General features: G+C 68.2%; 9 protein-coding genes. 4 read left to right on the top strand and 5 right to left on the bottom strand.

Annotation, left to right across the window (positions count from 1 at the left end):
- The first annotated feature begins 154 nt into the window (after window positions 1–154).
- On the top strand, window positions 155–3,253 hold the full coding sequence (locus tag ABZS42_RS04905; RefSeq protein WP_355142617.1) for an N-6 DNA methylase: 3,099 nt from the start codon (window positions 155–157) through the stop codon (window positions 3,251–3,253).
- Between the two features lie 127 nt (window positions 3,254–3,380).
- Here ABZS42_RS04905 and ABZS42_RS04900 read toward each other — a convergent pair whose 3' ends face one another.
- Both ABZS42_RS04900 and ABZS42_RS04895 read right to left on the bottom strand, forming a co-directional pair.
- The gene (locus ABZS42_RS04900) at window positions 3,381–3,767 is read right to left on the bottom strand and encodes a hypothetical protein (protein ID WP_355142616.1); all 387 of its coding nucleotides are present in this window, start codon (window positions 3,765–3,767) and stop codon (window positions 3,381–3,383) included.
- Window positions 3,764–4,282, bottom strand: coding sequence for a hypothetical protein (locus ABZS42_RS04895; protein WP_355142615.1), 519 nt, complete (start codon window positions 4,280–4,282; stop codon window positions 3,764–3,766). Before ABZS42_RS04895 ends, ABZS42_RS04900 begins: the two co-directional genes overlap by 4 nt.
- Before the next feature lie 115 nt (window positions 4,283–4,397).
- Here ABZS42_RS04895 and ABZS42_RS04890 point away from each other — a divergent pair, with 115 nt between their 5' ends.
- Window positions 4,398–4,634: a GntR family transcriptional regulator gene (locus ABZS42_RS04890; RefSeq protein WP_167190842.1), complete on the top strand. Its 237-nt coding sequence runs from the start codon at window positions 4,398–4,400 to the stop codon at window positions 4,632–4,634.
- Between the two features lie 139 nt (window positions 4,635–4,773).
- On the opposite strand, the gene ABZS42_RS04885 is transcribed toward ABZS42_RS04890, so the two are convergent.
- Genes ABZS42_RS04885 through ABZS42_RS04875 form a run of 3 tightly spaced genes read right to left on the bottom strand, consistent with a single transcriptional unit; the run spans window position 4,774 to window position 18,054 of the window.
- A complete protein-coding gene (locus ABZS42_RS04885) occupies window positions 4,774–8,856 on the bottom strand; it encodes a DNA methyltransferase (protein ID WP_355142614.1) in 4,083 nt (1,360 codons plus the stop codon).
- On the bottom strand, window positions 8,856–11,786 hold the full coding sequence (locus tag ABZS42_RS04880; protein WP_355142613.1) for a DEAD/DEAH box helicase: 2,931 nt from the start codon (window positions 11,784–11,786) through the stop codon (window positions 8,856–8,858). The genes ABZS42_RS04885 and ABZS42_RS04880 overlap by 1 nt, the downstream gene beginning before the upstream one ends.
- 43 nt (window positions 11,787–11,829) lie before the next feature.
- Window positions 11,830–18,054 carry a protein kinase gene (locus ABZS42_RS04875; protein ID WP_355142612.1) on the bottom strand — a complete coding sequence of 2,075 codons (6,225 nt, stop codon included), beginning with the start codon at window positions 18,052–18,054 and terminating at the stop codon, window positions 11,830–11,832.
- A gap of 251 nt (window positions 18,055–18,305) precedes the next feature.
- Here ABZS42_RS04875 and ABZS42_RS04870 point away from each other — a divergent pair, with 251 nt between their 5' ends.
- Together ABZS42_RS04870 and ABZS42_RS04865 are read left to right on the top strand one after the other, a co-directional pair.
- On the top strand, window positions 18,306–18,617 hold the full coding sequence (locus ABZS42_RS04870) for a hypothetical protein (RefSeq protein ID WP_355142611.1): 312 nt from the start codon (window positions 18,306–18,308) through the stop codon (window positions 18,615–18,617).
- The gene (locus ABZS42_RS04865; protein ID WP_355142610.1) at window positions 18,614–19,015 is read left to right on the top strand and encodes a hypothetical protein; all 402 of its coding nucleotides are present in this window, start codon (window positions 18,614–18,616) and stop codon (window positions 19,013–19,015) included. The genes ABZS42_RS04870 and ABZS42_RS04865 overlap by 4 nt, the downstream gene beginning before the upstream one ends.
- The last annotated feature ends 2 nt before the right edge of the window (window positions 19,016–19,017 follow it).

The following is a 19,017-nucleotide window of genomic DNA, read 5'->3' as shown; positions in this document are numbered from 1 at the left end:
TACCGGGTGCGTCGAAGTGACCCTATCGACGGGGTTGATGCGGACCGACGCTATCGGTTCCTGGCCGGCTGGGTAACCGTACGTGAGCTGTCCCCAATCCGACAGTGATTCATCATCTCTTGGATTCGGCGGACTTCAATATCCACACTGGTGTATGGCCCGCTCGGACGGTACGCCAGACGCAAGCCGGACCCGCCCCTCACTACCCCGGCCGCAGGTACGCGCGCCCGACGGCTTTCCCCCGTCGCTGCGGCCCTTGCTGGCGCGGATCGCCGACCGGCGTGCCACCCGCACCGAGGCGACCCTGCAGGCCGACATCCGGCAGCTTCTGCTGGCCGGTGATTTCGGGCTCTCCGACGGCCACCTCGACGACGTCGATCTCGAGGCTCCGGCTGGTGGCGGCCGACGCATCGACATCGAAGTTGGCTACACCATCATCGAGGTGAAGCGACGGCTCCAGACCGGGCGCCCGCTACTGGAGGCCGAGCGGCAGCTCGGCGGCTACGTTCGGTCGCGGAGCCTGGAGAGCGGCCAGCGATACGTCGGCATTCTCACCGACGGCGCCACCTGGCGCGCGTACCAGCTGACCGGCGAAGCTCTGGCTCTCATCGACACCCACACGTTGGCCACCAGTCGCCCCGACGGCCTGGCCCTCTTCTACTGGCTGGAAGGCGTGCTGGCGACGAGCCAGCGGGTCAGGCCGGCTCCCGCCGAGGTGGCTCGCCGGCTCGGCGCGCAGAGCACCTCCCACAAGCTGGATCGCGGCGCGCTCGCCGCGCTGTACTCGGAGCATGAACATCTGCCGACCGTCGAGTTGAAGCGGGAGCTGTGGGCGAAGCTGCTGGACAGCGCCCTGGGCACCCAGTTCGTCGACAAACCGGACCTGTTCGTCGAGCACACGCTGCTGATGAACAGCGCGTACATCATCGCGCACCTGGTCGTCGGCATCGACGCCCTGGAGTTGCAGCCGCAGGACCTCATCACCGGGCAACGGTTCGACCAGGCCCGCGTTCTGGGCGTGGTCGAACACGATTTCTTCGGCTGGACCACCGAGGTCCCTGGCGGTCGCGAGTTCATCCAGGGGCTCACCCGGCGGCTGGCCCGGTTCGACTGGCTGCGGGCCGACCACGACATCCTCAAGGTGCTCTACGAGTCGATGATCGGACCGGAGACGCGCAAGCGGATGGGCGAGTACTACACGCCCGACTGGCTCGCGGAGCACCTCGTCGACACCGTCGTCACCGATCCGCTGCGGCAACGGGTGCTGGATCCCGCCTGCGGCTCCGGCACCTTCCTCTTCCACGCCGTACGCCGGTATCTCGCCGCCGCCGAGACCGAGGGTGTGCCGCTGGATGTCGCGCTGACGCAGCTCACCCACCACGTGGTCGGCGTCGACCTGCACCCCGTCGCGGTGGCGCTGGCGCGGGTGACCTACCTGCTCGCCATCGGCCACCAGCGGCTGACCGACCAGCGGGGCGCCATCACCATCCCGGTCTATCTCGGCGACAGCATGCAGTGGCGGGAACGCCGGGACCTCTTCACCGAGGAGCACGTACGGATCAGTGCCGGCTACAACGCCAGCAAGGAAGAGGAGTGGCTGCGCTTCCCCAGAACCCTGCTCGACGAACCGAGCCGCTTCGACCAGATCGTCGCGGGGCTCGCCACCATCGCAGCTAAGCCGCGAGACCCGGACAATCCGCCGTCGCTGGAGGCGTTCTTCCATCACATGCAGATCGCGCCTGACGACCAGCCCATGATCCGAGGCACCTTCGAGGCGATGTGCCGGCTGCACGACGAGGGCCGCGACCACATCTGGAGTTACTACCTGCGCAACCTCGCCCGACCGGTCTGGTTGGCAATGGACGGCAACCGGGTGGACGTACTCATCGGCAACCCGCCTTGGCTCTCCTACCGCCACATGCCGACGGGCATGCAAGCGATGTTCAAAAAGCTCTCCCGTGACCGGGGACTGTGGCGTGGTAGTCAGTTCGCGACGCAGCAGGACCTCTCCGCTCTCTTCGTCGCCAGGACAATCCAGCAGTACCTCCGCGACGGTGGCGCGTTCGCTTTCGTCCTGCCCAACGCCGTACTCGATCGCGAGCACTTCGAGGGTTTCCGCAGCGGCTGGTACGAAGACAAGGCCGAGCCGACCGCGGTTGCCTTCACCGGCTCCTGGGACCTGCGTCGTCTGCGTCCCCACCCTTTTCCGCGGGGCGCCAGTGTCGTCTTCGGCTACAAGGCAGCCACGGGCAGCCCCCGCCGCCTTCCACCGATCACCGAGCGGTGGACGGGGCGCCTCGGTGCCGATGCCAGGAGGTGGGAACAGGCCGCGCCGTCCATTCACCGGGAGCCTGCCGCCTTGGGGCAGGCGTTCCTCGACGAGTCACCGTATAGGGCACACGTGCACAACGGCGCGACGATCTTCCCCAAGATTCTCTTCTTCGTCGAGACGGAATCCGGCGGACGGCTTGGGCTTGGTGCCGGCCGTCACGTCGTACGGTCTGCGCGCAGCAACATGGAGAATCCCCCGTGGAAGGATCTGCCCGCTCTCGAAGGCGTGGTGGAGAGCGAGTTCATCCGGTCGGTGCTGCTCGGCGAGACACTGCTGCCGTATCGGATCCTGCCGGCGAAGAAGGCGGTGCTCCCGCTCGACGGTTCCAGCCTGATGACAGGACCCGGCTCCCGGCTCGACTACTACTTCGGTCTGGCCGAATGGTGGCGGAAGGCGGAAGTAATCTGGGAGGCGCATCGCAGCAGCGCACGTCTGACCCTGGCCGAGCAGCTCGACTTCCGACACAAGCTGACCGCGCAGCTCCCCGCACCGCCGCTTCGGTTGGCCTATTGCGCCTCCGGGATGCACGTCGCCGCCGCCATCGTCGACGACCCGACCGCAGTCATCGAGCACGCGCTCTACTACTGCGCGATCGACAGCCGGGCGGAAGGCCACTACCTCAGCGCGATCCTGAACAACCCCGCTCTCACCACGCTCGCCCGTCCGCTGATGTCATACAGCAAGGACGAACCGCACATCGACAAACACGTGTGGAAACTACCCATCCCCCGGTACGACGACGCCGACCGGGCGCACCGACGGCTCGCAGAACTCGGCCAGGACCAGTGTCAGTTCGTGGCCGGACTCGACCTTGAGGAGGGGCGGAGCTTCGTGACTTTACGTCGGCGGGTCCGAGCCGCACTCGCAGACCACCCGGCGACTCGAGAGATCGAGGCCGCCGTCACGGAGATGCTGGGCTGATGGGCGTTTCGCCTGCTGCCGGGTCGCAGAAACGGTCGATACTGCTCAGGGCACACGACGCCGCACCCGCCCAGGCACCGGGCTTCTCCCTTGAGCAGGTAAGCGGTGGCTCAGTCATGCGGACGCATCACCCACCCGACGAAAGCGCCGCGACCCGGGCCAGCACCGGGCGGAAGGCGCCGTCCTGGCCGTCCGGGCCGATCTCGACACCTTCGAGCCACACCCACTCGCCGTCGTACCACTCGCTGAGGTCCGGCCGGACCCGCACGACCCGGAGCCGGAGCGGGCCGTCCGCGTACCGGTGGTCGGTTTCGGCGAACTGGACCACGTCACCGGGGGCGACGGGCACGCGCGGGACGACCGGCACGCGGGCTACCGCCGCCGACGCCGCCTCGGCCGGGCCGTGTGGGCGGGCCGGCGGCTGCGGTCCCGGTCGGGCGGCCAGCGCCGCCCGACGCGCCCGCAGGATCAGCCGGTTACGGATCTGCGCGGGCGACAGGTCGAAGACGTTCATCGCCAGTACGTCCGCAGGCAGCGCACGATGATCGAGTCGGCCCAGGCTGCCCGGGGGCAGGTGCCGTCGGCGCGGCAGTCCGGGCATTTTCTGGTACGGGCATCCTCGGTAGGGCTACGCCAGTGCAGCTCGGCCAGCCGGTTCGCCCTGGTGAGTTGAGCGGACGTGACAAAGAGGTCGTCGCCCGTCGCCGACCGTGCGGGTCGGGCCGGGTCACCGCCGGGCGGTGCCTTGTCGGCTGGCGTCGGGAACCTTCCCCGGTTCCGCTCGCCGCGCCGGTCCGGTTCGTAGCCGCCCGCACGCTGGTTCCGCGCCGGGGACGCCACCGGCCGCTCCTCGGGGCGCTCGTAGACGAGCGCCCCGTCGCAGCGGGAGGTTTCCCGCAGCTCCGGTACGAGGTGCTCGACCGCCAGCCGCCGAAACCGCCCCGGCACGTCCCCGTCCGGCACCGCCTGCCCGGTCAGGTCGAGCACGACCTTCCGAGGCCGCAAGAACCACTTCCACCGCCTACCCATGCCCCTCCCCTCATCGCCCTGTCACGACGAGCAGAGTCTACGACACCTGTAAAGCCTGTAAAGATAGGTTGGGGATGCTTTACATGATCCTTCGCGTGGGTGCTTCCCTGATCCCATGCCGTACGCCCAGCCGCTCTGGCGCCAGATCAGGGATGATCTACGCGCCAAGATCCGAGCTGGCATCTACCCGCCGGGCAGCAAGCTCCCGTCCGCGCGACTCCTCGCCGAGGAGTACGACACCAGCCACGTGACGGTCAGACGCGCCTTGGATTCCATGATCGAGCTGGGTGAGCTGGTCGGCCGCATGGGCATCGGCGTCTTCGTCGCCGACACGTCGGAGCAGGATTCGTAGCTTCCGAACCAAGCCGACGAGTTTATCGTCAGCACGATGCTCCCCGACAGGGTCGCCTTGATGGCGCTGCTCTAGTGGCTCCCCATGGCAGTGGCGCCCTCCAACTGGCCTACTCGTTGACGAGGCTCCTCCTCTGCTATCAAGGCGTGGCAGGGCTCGCCGGGTGACGCGGACCGTGTCCGGGTGGCGGGGTCAGGGTCGACGCGAAGTTCTTTCCGTCAACTAGCGGTCTGGTCAGACTGACGCCCAAATCAGCCATGCGGTCATACTCGGCCAGGATCAGTTCCTTGGTTCGATACCTGCCATACTTCGCAATCTCGTTGTGCCTCAGGCCGCCCGCCTCAGTCTGGAAGGTCTCCAGGATGTAATCCACATCGGATCGGGAGATCCCGTATAGATGGAAACAGTAGGCGTCCAACTCGGCACGGATCTGGAGCCGCCGCTCCTCGTCCCATCGAAATGGAGTACCTGAGTCGTCGACTTCGCGGGCGAGTCCAATCATGTCATGGGCGGTGTAGACAAGCTCGAGAACGCGGGGCGCAAGAAACGGCGCGTGTGGCTCCAACATCGAAGGCGTGGGCACAGGTAGCTGCTTGAGGATCGTCAGGGTAAGGTGCACGCCACTGACCTTCTGTCGACCGACGTAATCAAACACCAAGGCTGATTTTATGGCAGCGAGTCCAGCGGCAAGTTCTGGACTACACGAAGACAAGACTAATGGAAACGTGTGACCGACAGCAACCCTAGGAAGCAAGGCTGGAATTGCTGTTCGTTCATTGGTTGCACTCGTGACATCGCAGTAGCCAAAAAGCCATTGATGCTCCCAGCCCATGGCCCTCAACTTCTTGGAAACCTCTTGTTCGGCGACCCAGTGGTTCGGCTGGGCAAGGCGATCGGGTGAATCATGCTCCTTGGCCGTCAGATAGTTCGGCTGATTCTGTCGCTTCGCTGCAGTCTGGCTCTTGATTACGTCAGCCGCCCGATGATCGAAAAAGCTCACCATTTTGGCTTCATACAAGGGAAGCATCTTCGATTCGCCTTTTACGAACACGTTTCCGACCAGCGCCCAACCATCCTTCTCGAGTTCCGACTGCGAGACGAAGAGCGCCGAGTCGTGCGACATGTTGAAAAGCCCTTGGGCGGAAGTGAGTTGCCAGGGGTTGCCGTTGGAGTCGCCGTCTCTGATCAGAACAGGCAGGCGGCGGTAGATACTAAGAGTAAGCTCTGCATCGCGGCGAGAGCGAAAGACCGGACACGTTCCACTGTTGGGATTGAGGAGGCTGATCTCCTCAGGGGTGAGAACGAAAGTCCTGTTGGCGGCGTCAAGATCTGTTGGATCATGAAGGAAAAACGCGAACCTCCCCGCTGGCACTCGCAGACTTGATCCCGCTAGGGACAGGATACTAAACCTTGCCCGCGAGTCTACTGCAGGAAACAGCCCCATACGATTCTCAAAATCGTAGAGTGCGGCTATGGCGCCATTCTGCACCAAGTCCCTGAAGAAGAACTGCGTGCGAGCATCAGTTGCAATGCCCGTTGGAACGATGACTCCTGCCCTACCTCTGCCAGCCATCAAGGTTCGGGCAGTTTCCGTGAAGACGGAATACGTATTGAGGTTACCTTGGCCGGTTAAGGGAACGCGACCCGAATGCCGCAGAAAGTGGCTCTGAGCGTAACTTTTCCGCTTTGCAACTTCGAATTCTTCGAACAGCCCCCGGGTGTCCGACCCCTCCCCGAGGGACACTATTAGCCTCTTCCGCTCTGAGGCCGTCGACGCAGTGGCAATGGCGGGAACGAGGTGAGCGAAGAATTCCTGTTCTTTGAGGTCGACGGTATCCCATGGTGGATTGCCGAGGACGCAATCGAATCCACCCGCCCATCCCGTCATCGGGTCAACGCCGGCATCGTTGTCTGGGACATCGAAGACATCAGGGAACTCAAGGTGCCAGTGAAAGAAGTTGTGTTGTGCCTGGAGACGGACAATCTCATCGTGCGTCTCCCTGAGGGCGGCAGAAGCGTTAGGGTCCTCCAAACCGCGGAAGATCGCGTGGGTGACAGAATGGGGAGAGCCCGCCGCCTTCTTCCACATAAATGCCGCGCACCAAGCGTTCGCGACGTGTAAGGCTCGCTCGTACTCGGCCGAGGTTGCCCATTCGTGATAGGCGGACTCTTGCCTGCGCACATCCCTAAGGTTATCGGAGGGACCACCGATGATGCGGCGCAGACCGTGCGCGAAGATGCTGTTGCTTACCTTCGCCACTTGGTCCGGGTCGAACAGGCTTATCTGCTGCGCTCGTTGCTGACTGTTTTGCTTCTCCAGCGCCTTAGCGTACTTCTTGTCGTCACCCTCAGTGGGGATGAATGCCTCGTCGGGGATGCCGCGCTTCAGCAGCGCGGGAGTGGCGCCGATCAGCGCGTTGCCGCACTTCACGTGCGCGTCGAGGAAGCTCAACGGCTTGCCCGGCTCCAGGGCCTCCATCCAGAGCGACACCTTGGCGAGTTCGACGGCCATCGGGTTGAGGTCGACGCCGTAGATGCAGCGGGCGACGACCTCGTGCAGGGCATGGCGGACCGCGTCGACGGTCGGTTCGGGGTTGCGTTCGCGGACTGCGGCCACCCGCTTAGCGATCCGACGGGCTGCGGCGACCAGGAAGTGGCCGGAGCCGCAGGCCGGGTCGCAGACGGTGAGCGCCAGCAGTTCGTCAACGATGGCGTCGCTCGGGTCGGGCTGCCCGGCCGCGGTAGCGGCCTGCTCGCCGCGCTTCACCGCGTCGTCGATCACCGGGTCGAGCGCCGAGTCGAGCAGGCAGTCGATCAGCGAGGCCGGGGTGTAGTAGGAGCCGGTGGTCTTGCGGGTGTTGCCGGCGAGTTCGACCAGCTCGAAGGTGCGGTCCACGGCGCTGTGCTTCGGCACCAACTCCAGCAGGGACTCATAGATCGAGCCCAGTTCCTCAGCGTCCAGGTTGCGGTAGTCGACCGACCGCCAGCGGCGCGAGGCCGCGTCCCGCACCAGCGACAGGTGACGAACAGCCGTCAACAGGTAGTCGTTCGACAGCGACAGGCCACGCAGCGGAGCGTCGGGTTCGCTGGCATCGAAAAGGCCGCCGAGGCCGGGCAGGCCCAGCTCCGGGCGGCCCTTCTCGTCGCCGAGCGCGTCGAGAACGATCCGCAGCGCCCGATAGAGGTCGCTGTGCGTGGCGCCCCGGCGGCGTCGCGCCTGCGACCGCAGCCGGGCGGACGAGAAGTACGCCGCGTACCGTTCGCGGGCCTGCTCGTCGGCGTAAGGATGGTGCAGCGCGTCGCGGTCCTCTGCGACGAAGAGGAAGAGCAGCCGGTAGACCAGGCGCAGCAGGGCGTTGTGCAGGGCCTGCGGGTCGACGTTCTCCCGCAGTGCGGCGTTGTCGGGGTGACGGAGGAAGCCGGTGCCGAGCGCGGTAATCGCGTCCTGGACACCCTTGCGGAGCTGGTCGAGCGCCCGGGTGCCGGCGGTGATCGCCTCGGTGCGCCACTTCTCCAGCCAGCACGTCGACGGCGCCGCGTCCTCGGCGACCTCGAAGCGCGAGACGTGCAGCAGGCGGTACAGCAGCACGAACTCGCTGAACAGCTCACCGTCGAAGATCGCCTCCAGGTCGAACTCGACGTACGCGGCGGTGGCGAGCGCGCTGGAGTCGCGCAGCAGCCGCAGCTGCCGGCCGTTGGTGAGCACACCCCACAGGTGGGCCTCGGAGCGGTTGAGCAGCTCCTGCACCAGCGACTGCGGCGGCACGCCGCCCCCACCGGCGGGCCGCTTGTCCAACGCCGCGTTCCACGGGGCCAGGTGGATCGGCACGTGATTCCAGCGATGGCTGATGACGAACGTCTTGGCACCGTCGTCGGAGGTGATGCCGGTGGCGCCGAGTGCGGTCAGGCGGCCGAAGCCGAGCTCCGCGAAGAGCGGCTCCAGCCACTGGGCGACCGCCAGGCCGGTGGGGTCGGCGGGGGTCTCGGCCTCCGGGGCGACGGGGAGTCGGTCGCGCAACTCCTTCCAGATTGACTTGAGGTAGTCCCAGTGCCGCTCGGCGTCGTCGCGGACCGACCGTGAGCCGACGACCTTGTAGTCGGCGGGCTTGGAGCCGCTGACGTCCCTGCCCTCCTCCGAGATCCGGACCAGCATGTCGGCGGGGATCAGACCGCCGATCGTGTGGACGGCGGAGAAGACCTGGTTGCGGGCGGTGGCGGACATCAGGCGTTGCCTCCGGCGGGGGTGGAAGCGGGCAGGTAGACGTAAGCGCCGAGGATGTCGGCGGGCTTCTGCGCGGTGACGGTGAGGCCGCGGACGATCTCACCGGCGGCGCTGCGCACCCGGCGGTGCGAAGCGAGCAGCTCGGCGGCCAACTCCTCGCCGTACGCCTCAAGGTGGTCGGTGACCTCGGGCAGCCCGTCGAGAATCCGGCTCATGGTGCGCTCGCCGAAGTCCGGGTCGGTGTTCTCGTCGGCGGTGGCATCGAGCAGCTTCAGCGCGTCCGCGGTGGGCAGCCAAGTGGCGTTCGCAGGGGCACCGGCGAAGGCGAGCAGCCGGGCGTCCTCGGCGACGAGCTGCCGGGTTCCGGTCCGCGACGGCAGGGTGAGGTGGAAGCGGTAGCGGACCAGCAGCAGGGTGGTGCGGCCGCTGACAGCGCGGGTGCGGATGACTCCGCAGCGGCGGGCCGGGCGCGGGCCGGAGACCTGGTCGTCCAGGGCGGCGTTGAGGACGTACCCGGCGAGCGCCACCACCGCCGGGTCGGTGCGGACCAGGGCGGCCTCGCCACGCGCGACGGCCGCGGTGGTCCGGAACGGGACCTGGCGGCCCGACTCGACGGCGTCGCCGCCGAGCACTGGGGCGAGCGCGTCGCGGAGCCCGGCGGGGGTGCCACTCAGGTCGGCGGTGAAGTCGCCCGTCCGGCCCGGCTCGTCGCGCAGCACGCCGTCGAGCGCGCGAAGTGACTGGCGTATGAAGTCGCGGATCTCGGCGGCGCGGCCGAGCGTGTCGCGGATCGCGGCGACCTCCTGGGCCACCTCGTCGGGGCGGATGGTGTGCTGGGCGAACCGGGACCGGGAGGTCTTCTCCTTCTCGGCCGCGGACTGCCACTCGGCCCCTAGGGCAGCGGCCTTCTTGTCGATGGCGCGGTACTCCTCGGCGTCGAAGAGGCTGCCCTGTTCCTGCTCCTGGCCGCGCAGCAGCAGCCACTCGACGATCGCGTCGGTCACGCCCTGGGAGGCGGCGTCCGGGACTGAGACGGAGATGCCGAGGTCCTTGCGGATCTGGCGGTGCTTGCGGATCAGGACGTCGAGGACCTTGCCGTCGATGCCGTTGTCGCTGCCCCAGAGGGTGATGACCCGGACCACGTCGCGCTTCTGGCCGTACCGGTCGACCCGGCCCTCCCGCTGGTCGTGGCGTGTGGGGTTCCAGGCGAGGTCGTAGTGGACGACGGCGTCGAAGTGGTGCTGGAGGTTGACGCCCTCGGAGAGGCAGTCGGTGGCGATCAGCACGCGGCGGGCGGCCGGGTCGTCGCCGGCCGCCTCGGCCAGTTCCTCGATGCGCTGCAGGCGCTGCTGCGGCGAGAGGGTGCCGGTGACGGCACGCACCACGGTCTTCTTGCCGAGCGCGCCCTCCAGATGCTCGGCCACGTACTCGGCGGTGGGGATGTAGCGGCAGAAGACGATCGGGTGGTAGCCCTGCTTGAGCAGGTCCTTGAGGTGCTTGACCAGCGCGGCCAGCTTCTTGTCCTCGGCCGGGCCCTCCAGCTCGGCCGCCCGGTCGGCCAGTTCGGCCAGCCGCGCGCCCGCGTCGACCTCCACACCGCCGGCCTCGGCACCGGGCGCGACATCCAGCCCTTCCAGGGCGTCGGTGTCGGAGAAGTCGCTGGTCAGCGGGGCGCCGAGCCGGTCGGCTTCCTCAGCGGTGACGGCGGTCGCGGTCGCCGAGCGGGTCCGTAGGGTCTGCGCGGCGGCGCGCGGCGAGGACACCAGCGAGCGCAGCAGGGCGATCGCCGACCACCAGGCGATGCGGGCCTCCCGCCGGCCCCGGCTGTCCGCGGCGGTCACCCGCTCGCTGGCGTACGCGATGGCGTCGTTGAGCAGCGCGCGGTAGGCCGGGGTGAGCTTGTACGTCTCGTCCTTGAACTCCCGGTCGGACGGGAATGCCGTCTCCTCGGCAAGGCTGTCGTCGGTAAGGCCGTCTTCCCTGGTGAGGTACTGCCGCACGTCGGCGCGCTTGCGGTGCACGAAGTGTTGGGCGAGCATCCGCCGGCCGGCCTCCGAGCCGAGGTCGACGGTGGCGAGTTCCGGCCGGACCAGACCGAGTAGGTTGCGGAAGGCGCTCTCCTTGCCGCTGTGCGGGGTCGCGGTGACCAGCAGCAGGTGGCGTTCGGTGTCGGCGGCGACGCGCTGCAGCAGCTCGAAGCGGAGCTGGTTTTGGGCCGAGGTGTTGTCGTCGGCGGCGACGCAGGTGTGGGCCTCGTCGACGATGACCAGGTCCGGGCAGTGACGGACGAAGTCGTCGCGGTGCCGGGTGGACTTGATGAAGTCCATGGAGACGATGACGTGCGGGTGCTTGTCGAAGAGCGACTGGCCCAGGTCCAACCCGCGCTCCAGCCGGGACACCGTCGAGGCGAGCACCAGCTCGGCGTCGATGCCAAACTTGGTGCGCAGCTCCGCCTGCCACTGCTCGGCCAGGGCAGGCGAGCAGAGCACGGCGAGCTTGGTGGCACTTCCCTGGGCCAGCAGCTCACTGGCGATCAGGCCCGCCTCGACGGTCTTGCCGATACCGACATCATCAGAAATCAGCATCCGCACGGTCCGCTGCCGCAACGCCATCAGCAGCGGCACAAGCTGGTAGGCGCGCGGCTCGACCGCGATCCCGGCGAGCGAGCGGAACGGGCCGGCGCCGGAGCGAAAACCGATCCGCAGCGCGGAATGGAGCAGGCCCGCCGCGTACGCGTCGCCGAGGTCGGACGGGGTGGGTGGGGCGAACTCGGCGCTTTTGACCTGCTCGAAGGCGGGGAAGACGGCGGCGATGTCGTCGTCGGCGCCGCCCAACGGTCGCAGGACCAGCATGTCGGGGGCGCTTTCGGGCAGCACGACCCAGTCGCGGCCCCGGGCGGAGACCAGCGTTCCGGCGCTGAAGGTGGTCATGAGGCTGTTCCTCGCGTCGTCATGATGAGTGGCAGTCGGATGGTCAGGCGTTGGCGCCGGTGCCGAAGTAGCGCTTGTTCTCGGTGGCGATAGCGGCCCAGTCGGCGTTGTGCGGGAAGCGCACGACGTCCCAGCCCATGTCGAACAGGCGCTCCTCCGCCTCGCGGTCACGTTCGGCGATCGAATCGTGCTCGTGGACCGGTCCGTCGACGAACACGGCGACGTTCGCCCCGGGCAGGCGGTAGACGTAGTCGGGGCGGGCCAGCGCCTCGGTGACGAAGACCTGCGCGTCGTCCGGCAGTCGCAGGCCGCGCTCCTTCAGCCAGGCGATCAGCTTCCCCTCCAGCTTGGTGTCCGACCGCTCGGTGAGGCGGGCCAGCTGCTCCGTGCGGGACTCGGCCTCGCCGGTGGTGCGCGCCGCCGCACCGGCGAACCGCAGCAGCAGGTCGCGGACCAGGTGCCGGTTGATGGAGTGGTGGTTGAGCTGGTTGCCGTAGGTGAGCAGGCACTCGTAGCAGCCCCAGGCGCAGGGCCGGTCCTTATGCGGGCCGCCCCGGTCGGTGCCGTCCGGCTCGAAGTGGCAGATGTCCAGCGCTGTGGCGGCGGCGCGGGTCAGCGCCGCCGGGTCCGACTGCATGAGCCGGAGCGCGCCGGCACCGCCCTCCGCTGCCTCGGTGAAGAGCATCCGGTCGCGGGGACCGTCGTCGGGCGGGAGCAGCTCGGTGGTGAGCTCCGAGTCCTCCAGTTCGAAGGCGGCCTCGATGCCGCGTTCGAGCGCGTACATCAGGGTGAGCGCGACGTCGTGCTCCACCGGCTCGTCGAGCTTGAGCACGAGGATGTTCCGGCGGTCCTCGACGTACGGGATGACCCGCTTCTTGCGGCGCTTCTCGTTCCCGTCGGCGTCGACCACGGGCATCTCGCTGGAGTCGCCGGACGCCTCGCCGGCGTCACGTTCGTTCATCCACCGCCCGTCCGCAGGGTCGAGCCAGAAGCCGTCGGGCTCGTCCTGCTTGGCGCGGGCCCGGCCGACGTTGGTGATGCGGACCGTCGCCGAATCGCCGTACGAGAGGGTGGCGAGCCGGTCGTCGCCGTCGGACACCACCGCGTCCTGCCGGCCGGCCCGGGCGCCGTGGTCCTGGAAGCGGTACGACGTCACCAGCCGGAAGCCCGCCCGGCGTCGCTCCTCCTCGTCCGAGGAGATCCGTTCCCGGCGCTTGGTGTAGACGGTGTGCAGGTGCAGCAGGCCGTAGGTGGTGTCGCCGAGCTTCTCGTCGCACATCTCGCAGCGGACCGCGCCGCCCCGGGCGTCGTGGTGGTAGCCGCAACTCGTGCAGCGCCGGGCCTGGCTCGTCACTACCTCCCCGGCCGCGTCCGGCGGCAGCTGGATGCGGGTGACCTGGTAGCGCGCGCCCTCGTGGTAGATGAGCGCACCGGGCCCGAACTCGCGGATGGCGAGGAAGCGGGGGCGCTGCAGGTAGTCACCCTCCCCCGACCTGCGCCCCGTGGTCGGCACATACGCGGCCAGTGGCAGGCGCGGGAAAGAGTAGCCCGGCAGGAAACCCTCGCTGGCCAGGTAGCGGTACGGGTTGAAGTCCGAGAGCACTGACCGGTTCTCGACCGTCTCGTTCTTGAGCAGGTTGAGCTGCGTCTCAGCCTCCTTGCGGCGACCCACGGCGATGCGCCGGTCCCGCTCGGAGAGGGTGTGGTCGAGGACCCGGCGGTTCTGTTCGGCCTGGTCGACGAGCGCCGCCTTGAACAGGTCCCGCCAGCGGTCGAACGCGCGGTCGAACTGCTCCGGCGTGGTCCGGACGGTGTCCTCGATCCAGTTGTCGTCCCACCACGTCGACTTCCGGAAGTCGGGCAGCAGTTCGGCGAAGACCGCGCGGGCCGCGGCCGCCGCTCGGTCCTGCGCGTGCGTGTCCTGCAGCGCCGCGGTGATGTGATCGGCCAGCGCCAGCGCAGGGTTGGGATTGCGGGTGTCCTCGAGGTAGCTGATGTCGATCGTTTCGGGGATCGCCCGGCCCAGCTTGAGGCCCGCCTCAGCCAACCAGATGGCGTGCACATGTGAGCGCACCAGGTCCTCGTTGGCCAGGTCCAGGCGAGGCGGTGCCACCGCCCCGGCCACCATCCGCTCCGAGCGCCGGAAGTAGTACTGGTCGTGGCTGTTGCCGGTGGCGCAGTAGGTGGTGACCAGCGCCGGCTGCCCCGACCGCCCAGCGCGGCCGCTGCGCTGCGCGTAGTTCGCTGGCGTCGGCGGGACGTTGCGCATCATGACGGCGTTGAGCTCGGAGATGTCGACGCCGAGTTCCATTGTCGGCGAGCAGTAGAGCAGCTTGAGCTCGGCCTTGCGGAAGGCTTCCTCCCGCCGCTCCCGCTCCATGGGGTCCACCTGCGCCGTGTGCTCCCGTGCGGTCAGGCCGGCGAGGGTCCCGGCCGTGCTCTGGTACAGCTCGCGGAAGAACTTGTTGACCCGCGGCCCGTCGCCGCTGGCGTACGTCCGCGTCAGCGGGTCGTGGCTGCCGGTCTCACCCGTCCCAGCCCGCCAGATCAGCGCCGCCGCCGAGACCTGGTAGCCGGTGGCTACAGTGCCGGCCGAACGCCGGTACCGCCCGGCGCGTTCCGGCACCTGGGTGACCTCGGTGACCTGGCCGCCCCGCTTGAGCACCTCCAGCAGGTCGGCGATCACCTCCTGGGCGTCGTTCCACGACAGCTCGTGGAAGTGCACCCTCCGCAGGTACTTTCCGACCTTTCCTCGGCCGGATAGGAACAGGTTCGATCGGTCCAGGCCGCGGCCGGAGGGTTGGGGGTAGGCGGCACCTATCTTGGGCTTGTCGGTGGCCGAGAGCACCCATGGGTCGACGAGGCGTTCCTCGCTGGCCCGCTGGAGCGAGTCGAAGTCGTCCCGGAAGTACTGGACGTCGATCGCCAGCCCGCGGCGCATTTCGTCCAGGAGCACCCGCATGATCGCGATGCGGTCCTCCGGCTCCGCGTCGCGGAGCTTCTCGTGGGTGCCCGACCAGCGGTCCTGCCTCTCGGCGAGCCAGCCCAGATCGTGGTAGTCGATCTTCAGGAGGCCGGTCTGCTCGAGGTTGGGCATGGTGATGCGCCAGCCGCGTTCCAGATCGAGGTACAGCCGGAACGCGACGACGTCCCGCAGCGTCTTCGCTGCCAGGTTGGCCAGCGACGGCGGAAGGTCGGCTTCCCGTGCGTAGTCGCCGAGGCTCAGCCCGAGCGCGGCGCTGACCCGGGCGGCGAGATCCTCGTGGGTGATGCCTTCGTCGCCCGCCTCGACCACGGCCCGGTAGAGAGCCCCACGAAGCTGCGTGACTTGCACGAAGTCGTTGAAGTGGCCGGCCTGCAGCGAAGCGTCCTGGCGGTTGTCGACGAAGGTGAGCAGCTTGCGGGCCTTCTTGTTGAGCGCCTCCGGCGGTGCCTGCATCAGCGATCGGACGATCGACGCCGAAACCAGCGAGGTGGCCGAGGAGCGGCCCTCCTGGTCCAGGGTCGCGAGCTTGGCGAAGTCCTTTCCCCGGGTCTGCTCGTAGCTGACGCCGCAGTGCAGGCAGAAGAGGAACGGCGAGGGAATGAAGGCGGCTTTCAGGTCGCCGTGCCCCTCCCAGCCCTGCGGGTCGACCGTGACCGCCCGCGGCAGCCGTGGCCGGTAGGAGCTCTTGACCACCTCGTGTCCGCCGGCGTCGACCTCCAGCCAGGATTCCGGAACCCGCCGGGCCTCGATCGCCTCCTCCTCGTTGGCGGGCCAGGGACGGTCCGAGTCGATGTAGAGGTAGCCGTCGTCCCCCGAGCCACCGGTCGCGGCGGTGTCGCGGCGCGGCGCGTACACGACCTTGCCGTCCTTCTCGGACCGCCACACGGTCAGGTACTCCTGGCCGCACTCGCGGCAGAAGGCCAGCGGGAGGAGGATCTTGCTGTCGGAGCCGGGCAGGACGAGCTGGTATTCGCGGGTGAGGTGCCGGGTGAGCTCGTCCTCCAAGGTGACGTAGACGGTGTCGCCCTTGGACAGGAACTGATGCAGCCGGAATGCGAACAGCGGGCGCTCCGTGACTGGGTCCCGGGCCTCGGATCCGGCCTTGAGCGTGGCCCGAATCGCCTGGGCGCAGTCGGCGGCGGTCAGGTCACTCTGCCGCGCCAACTCCAGCGCGGCATCCTCGATCTTGGCGGGTTTCTGCCGCACGAGCTGGCCGGTGATCGAATCGGTGTCGAGCCCGAAGCGGGTCTCGATCCAGCGGGCCAGCGGGTCCTCAACCAGATCCGCGTACGCACGTGGCGCGCCCGGCGCTCGCAGCCGCTCCACCGGCACGCTGTCGGGCGCCTCCGCCGTGGCGCGGATCAACGTCTCGCCGATGACGTTGCCGTCGCTGACCTCGGTGCCGAAGAGAGTGGTGGCCACCCGTGCCACCGCGGCCCGTTGGTCATCCAGGGTGCCCTCGGTCGACATCGTGGCGGAGGTGCCGATGCACTGCAGATCGGTCGCCTGGCAGGCCTCGCGGACCCGGCGGATCAGCAGAGCCACGTCGGCGCCCTGACGGCCCCGGTAGGTGTGTAGCTCGTCGAAGACGAGGAACTCCAGCCCTCGGGCCATCTTGATGAGCGACCGGCGGTCGTCCGGCCGGGTCAGCATCAGCTCGAGCATCACGTAGTTGGTGAGCAGGATGTCCGGGGGGTTGTCGCGGATCTCCTTGCGCCGCTCGTCGCTCTCCTGCCCGGTGTACCGGGCGTACGTCACCGGCTCCCGGCCCGGCCCGTACCCGTCACAGAGGTACTTGTCGAGCTCCTTGAGCTGGCTGTTGGCCAGCGCGTTCATCGGGTAGACGATGATCGCCCGAACGCGCTTGCGGGTCTTCGGGCCCTCCTGCTCGGGTGCCTTGAGCACCTTGTCCACGATCGGAACGATGTACGACAGGGACTTGCCGGAGCCGGTGCCGGTGGTGAGCACGTAGGAGGCACCCGACTGGGCCTTCTCGATGGCCTCGCGCTGGTGCCGGTGCAGGGTGAGCGGTCGCCCGTCGCAGTCGGTGCCGCCCTCGGTCTTGTTCGCCTGGAAGATGCGCGCACACTCGCGGTGCAGCACGCCCTCGTTGACGAGTTCGAGCATGCTGCCGCCGGAGGCGAAGAACGGGTTCAGCGACAGCCAGGGGTCGGGCCACTGCGACTTCGCGTCGAGGTCGCGCTCGACGAACTCGGTGATCCGGTCGTCGCGGATGATCGTGCCGCCCTCGGTGAAGGCCCGGTAGTCGGTGATGAGCTGACGGTGCACACCGAACACGTCCATGCCGGAGGCCGGGCCGGTCATGGTCGTTGTCTCGTTGGTCGCGGGTCGGTTGGTGCCCGCGCCAATCGTGTAGGTAGTGCGGAAACAGCCAACCGGGTTGAAGTCGTCCCAGCCGATGACCTTGTCCTCGCCCTTCGCCAGCGGCAGGAGCGCCTCACGGACGGCCACGGCGTCCTCCGGCCGATCCGCCGGGTCCTTGGCGAGCAGGCGTTCGATGAGTCGCTCCAGGCTCGGCGGAACATCTGAACGCAACACCCGAACCGGCGGTGGCGGCTCCTCCAGGTGCTTCTGCCCCACCTCGTGCGCGGAGCCGCTGTGGAACGGCGGCACACCGGTGAGCAGCTCGAACAGAACACAACCGAGGGCGTACAGGTCGGCGGCCTGGGTGACCGATGAGGCCCGGAACTGCTCAGGCGCCATGTAGCGGGCCGTACCCACCGTGACGCCGGTGCTGGTCAGCCGCTCGGCCTCGTCGGAGTCGACGATCCGACCCATGCCGAAGTCGAGGACCTTGACGAGGCCACCGCGCAGAAGCATCACGTTCGACGGCTTGAGGTCGCGATGGATGACACCAGCGGTGTGTGCCGCGGCAAGAGCGTCGGCGATCTGGGCCCCGACTGCGGCGACCCACGAGATCGGCAGTTGCGGCTGTTCAGAAATCAGGTCCCGGAGCGTCTCGCCGTCGAGAACCTCCATGGCGATGTATGGAAGGCCAGAGGGATCGACGCCACCCGCGATCGAACGTGGCAGGTTCGGGTGGGTCAGGCGACGCATAATCCGGGACTCGCGCTCGAACCTCTGCACCGCCTTGTTGTCAGCGGTCGAATCGATGACGGCGCCGGACCGGCTCCGGAGGATCAACTTGACGGCGACGACGCGGTCGCTGGAACCCTCCGGCGCCTGCATGTCCTCCGCCCGGTGGACCTCCCCCATGTTGCCCCGGCCGAGGGAGTTCAACAGGCGGAATCGGTTCGCCACCAGCTCCAGGTTCACAACCACCCCTACATCGCCACGTGCTGTCACGCTTACTTCAACGGCTCGGACACGGTCCAGGTCAGCGACAACGTCTCCGGACGACGGCACCCATCGGCTTCCTTTTGTTTTCCTTAAGTCCCGCAGTATGCCCCCGGTGTCGCATCCGCGTGGTCCCCCGCCCGGTGGAGATCATTTGACCGAGTGGCAGCGAGTCGTTGCCGACCCCCGATTCACACTTCGGTAGGGTGTTCCGTATGACTCGGCGTGTGACGATCTCGGTGCCGGACGATGTGGCCGAGCAGCTGGACGCGCTGCCCGCCCGCCAGGTTTCCGCGTACGTCACGGAGGCACTGCGCCGGCGTCGGACATCCGACGACATGCGGACCGCCCTCCGGGCCGCAGGACACGGGGACTTCCCGTACGACCCGATCGGTGCCGCGCAACGGCTGGCCGCCCACCAGGTGAGCCCGGAGGCACGCGAAACGGCGATCGCCCGGGCGGCGGAGCTGTTGGGCCGCCCGGCCGACGATCTGCGGGCGGAACTGGACCGGCGCTCGGCCGCGTGAGCCGGCCGTACTGGGTGCTCGACACCGGGGCGCTGCTGGCCTACGTGCACGGGTTGCAGGCCGTCGGCGAGACGCTGGTCGAGGTAGCCGACGCCGAGGGCAGTGTGACCGTGCCGTCGACGTGCCTGCTCGAGGCGTACTGCCTGCTGGACCCGGGCGAGCAGGAACTGTTGCGGATGCTGCGCCGCAATCCGGCGGTGCACACCGTGGCGCCCGCTTTGGATCTGGTGGGCGACGACGAGGCGCCGATGATCGGCAGCATGGGCCGACACGCCGGTCGGCTCGGCGCCGGTCACGCCGCCTGGGTGGCATTGGTCAATCAGGCCGGCGTCATCACGTCGCGGCCCGACCAGGTGCAGGCCGTGCTCGGGGAGGGCTGGGAGATCCTGCAGGTGTGACG

The sequence above is a fragment of the Micromonospora sp. NPDC005367 genome (genome assembly GCF_040606825.1).
Taxonomy (GTDB): Bacteria; Actinomycetota; Actinomycetes; order Mycobacteriales; family Micromonosporaceae; genus Micromonospora.
This window is presented reverse-complemented; position numbering and strand designations above follow the sequence as displayed.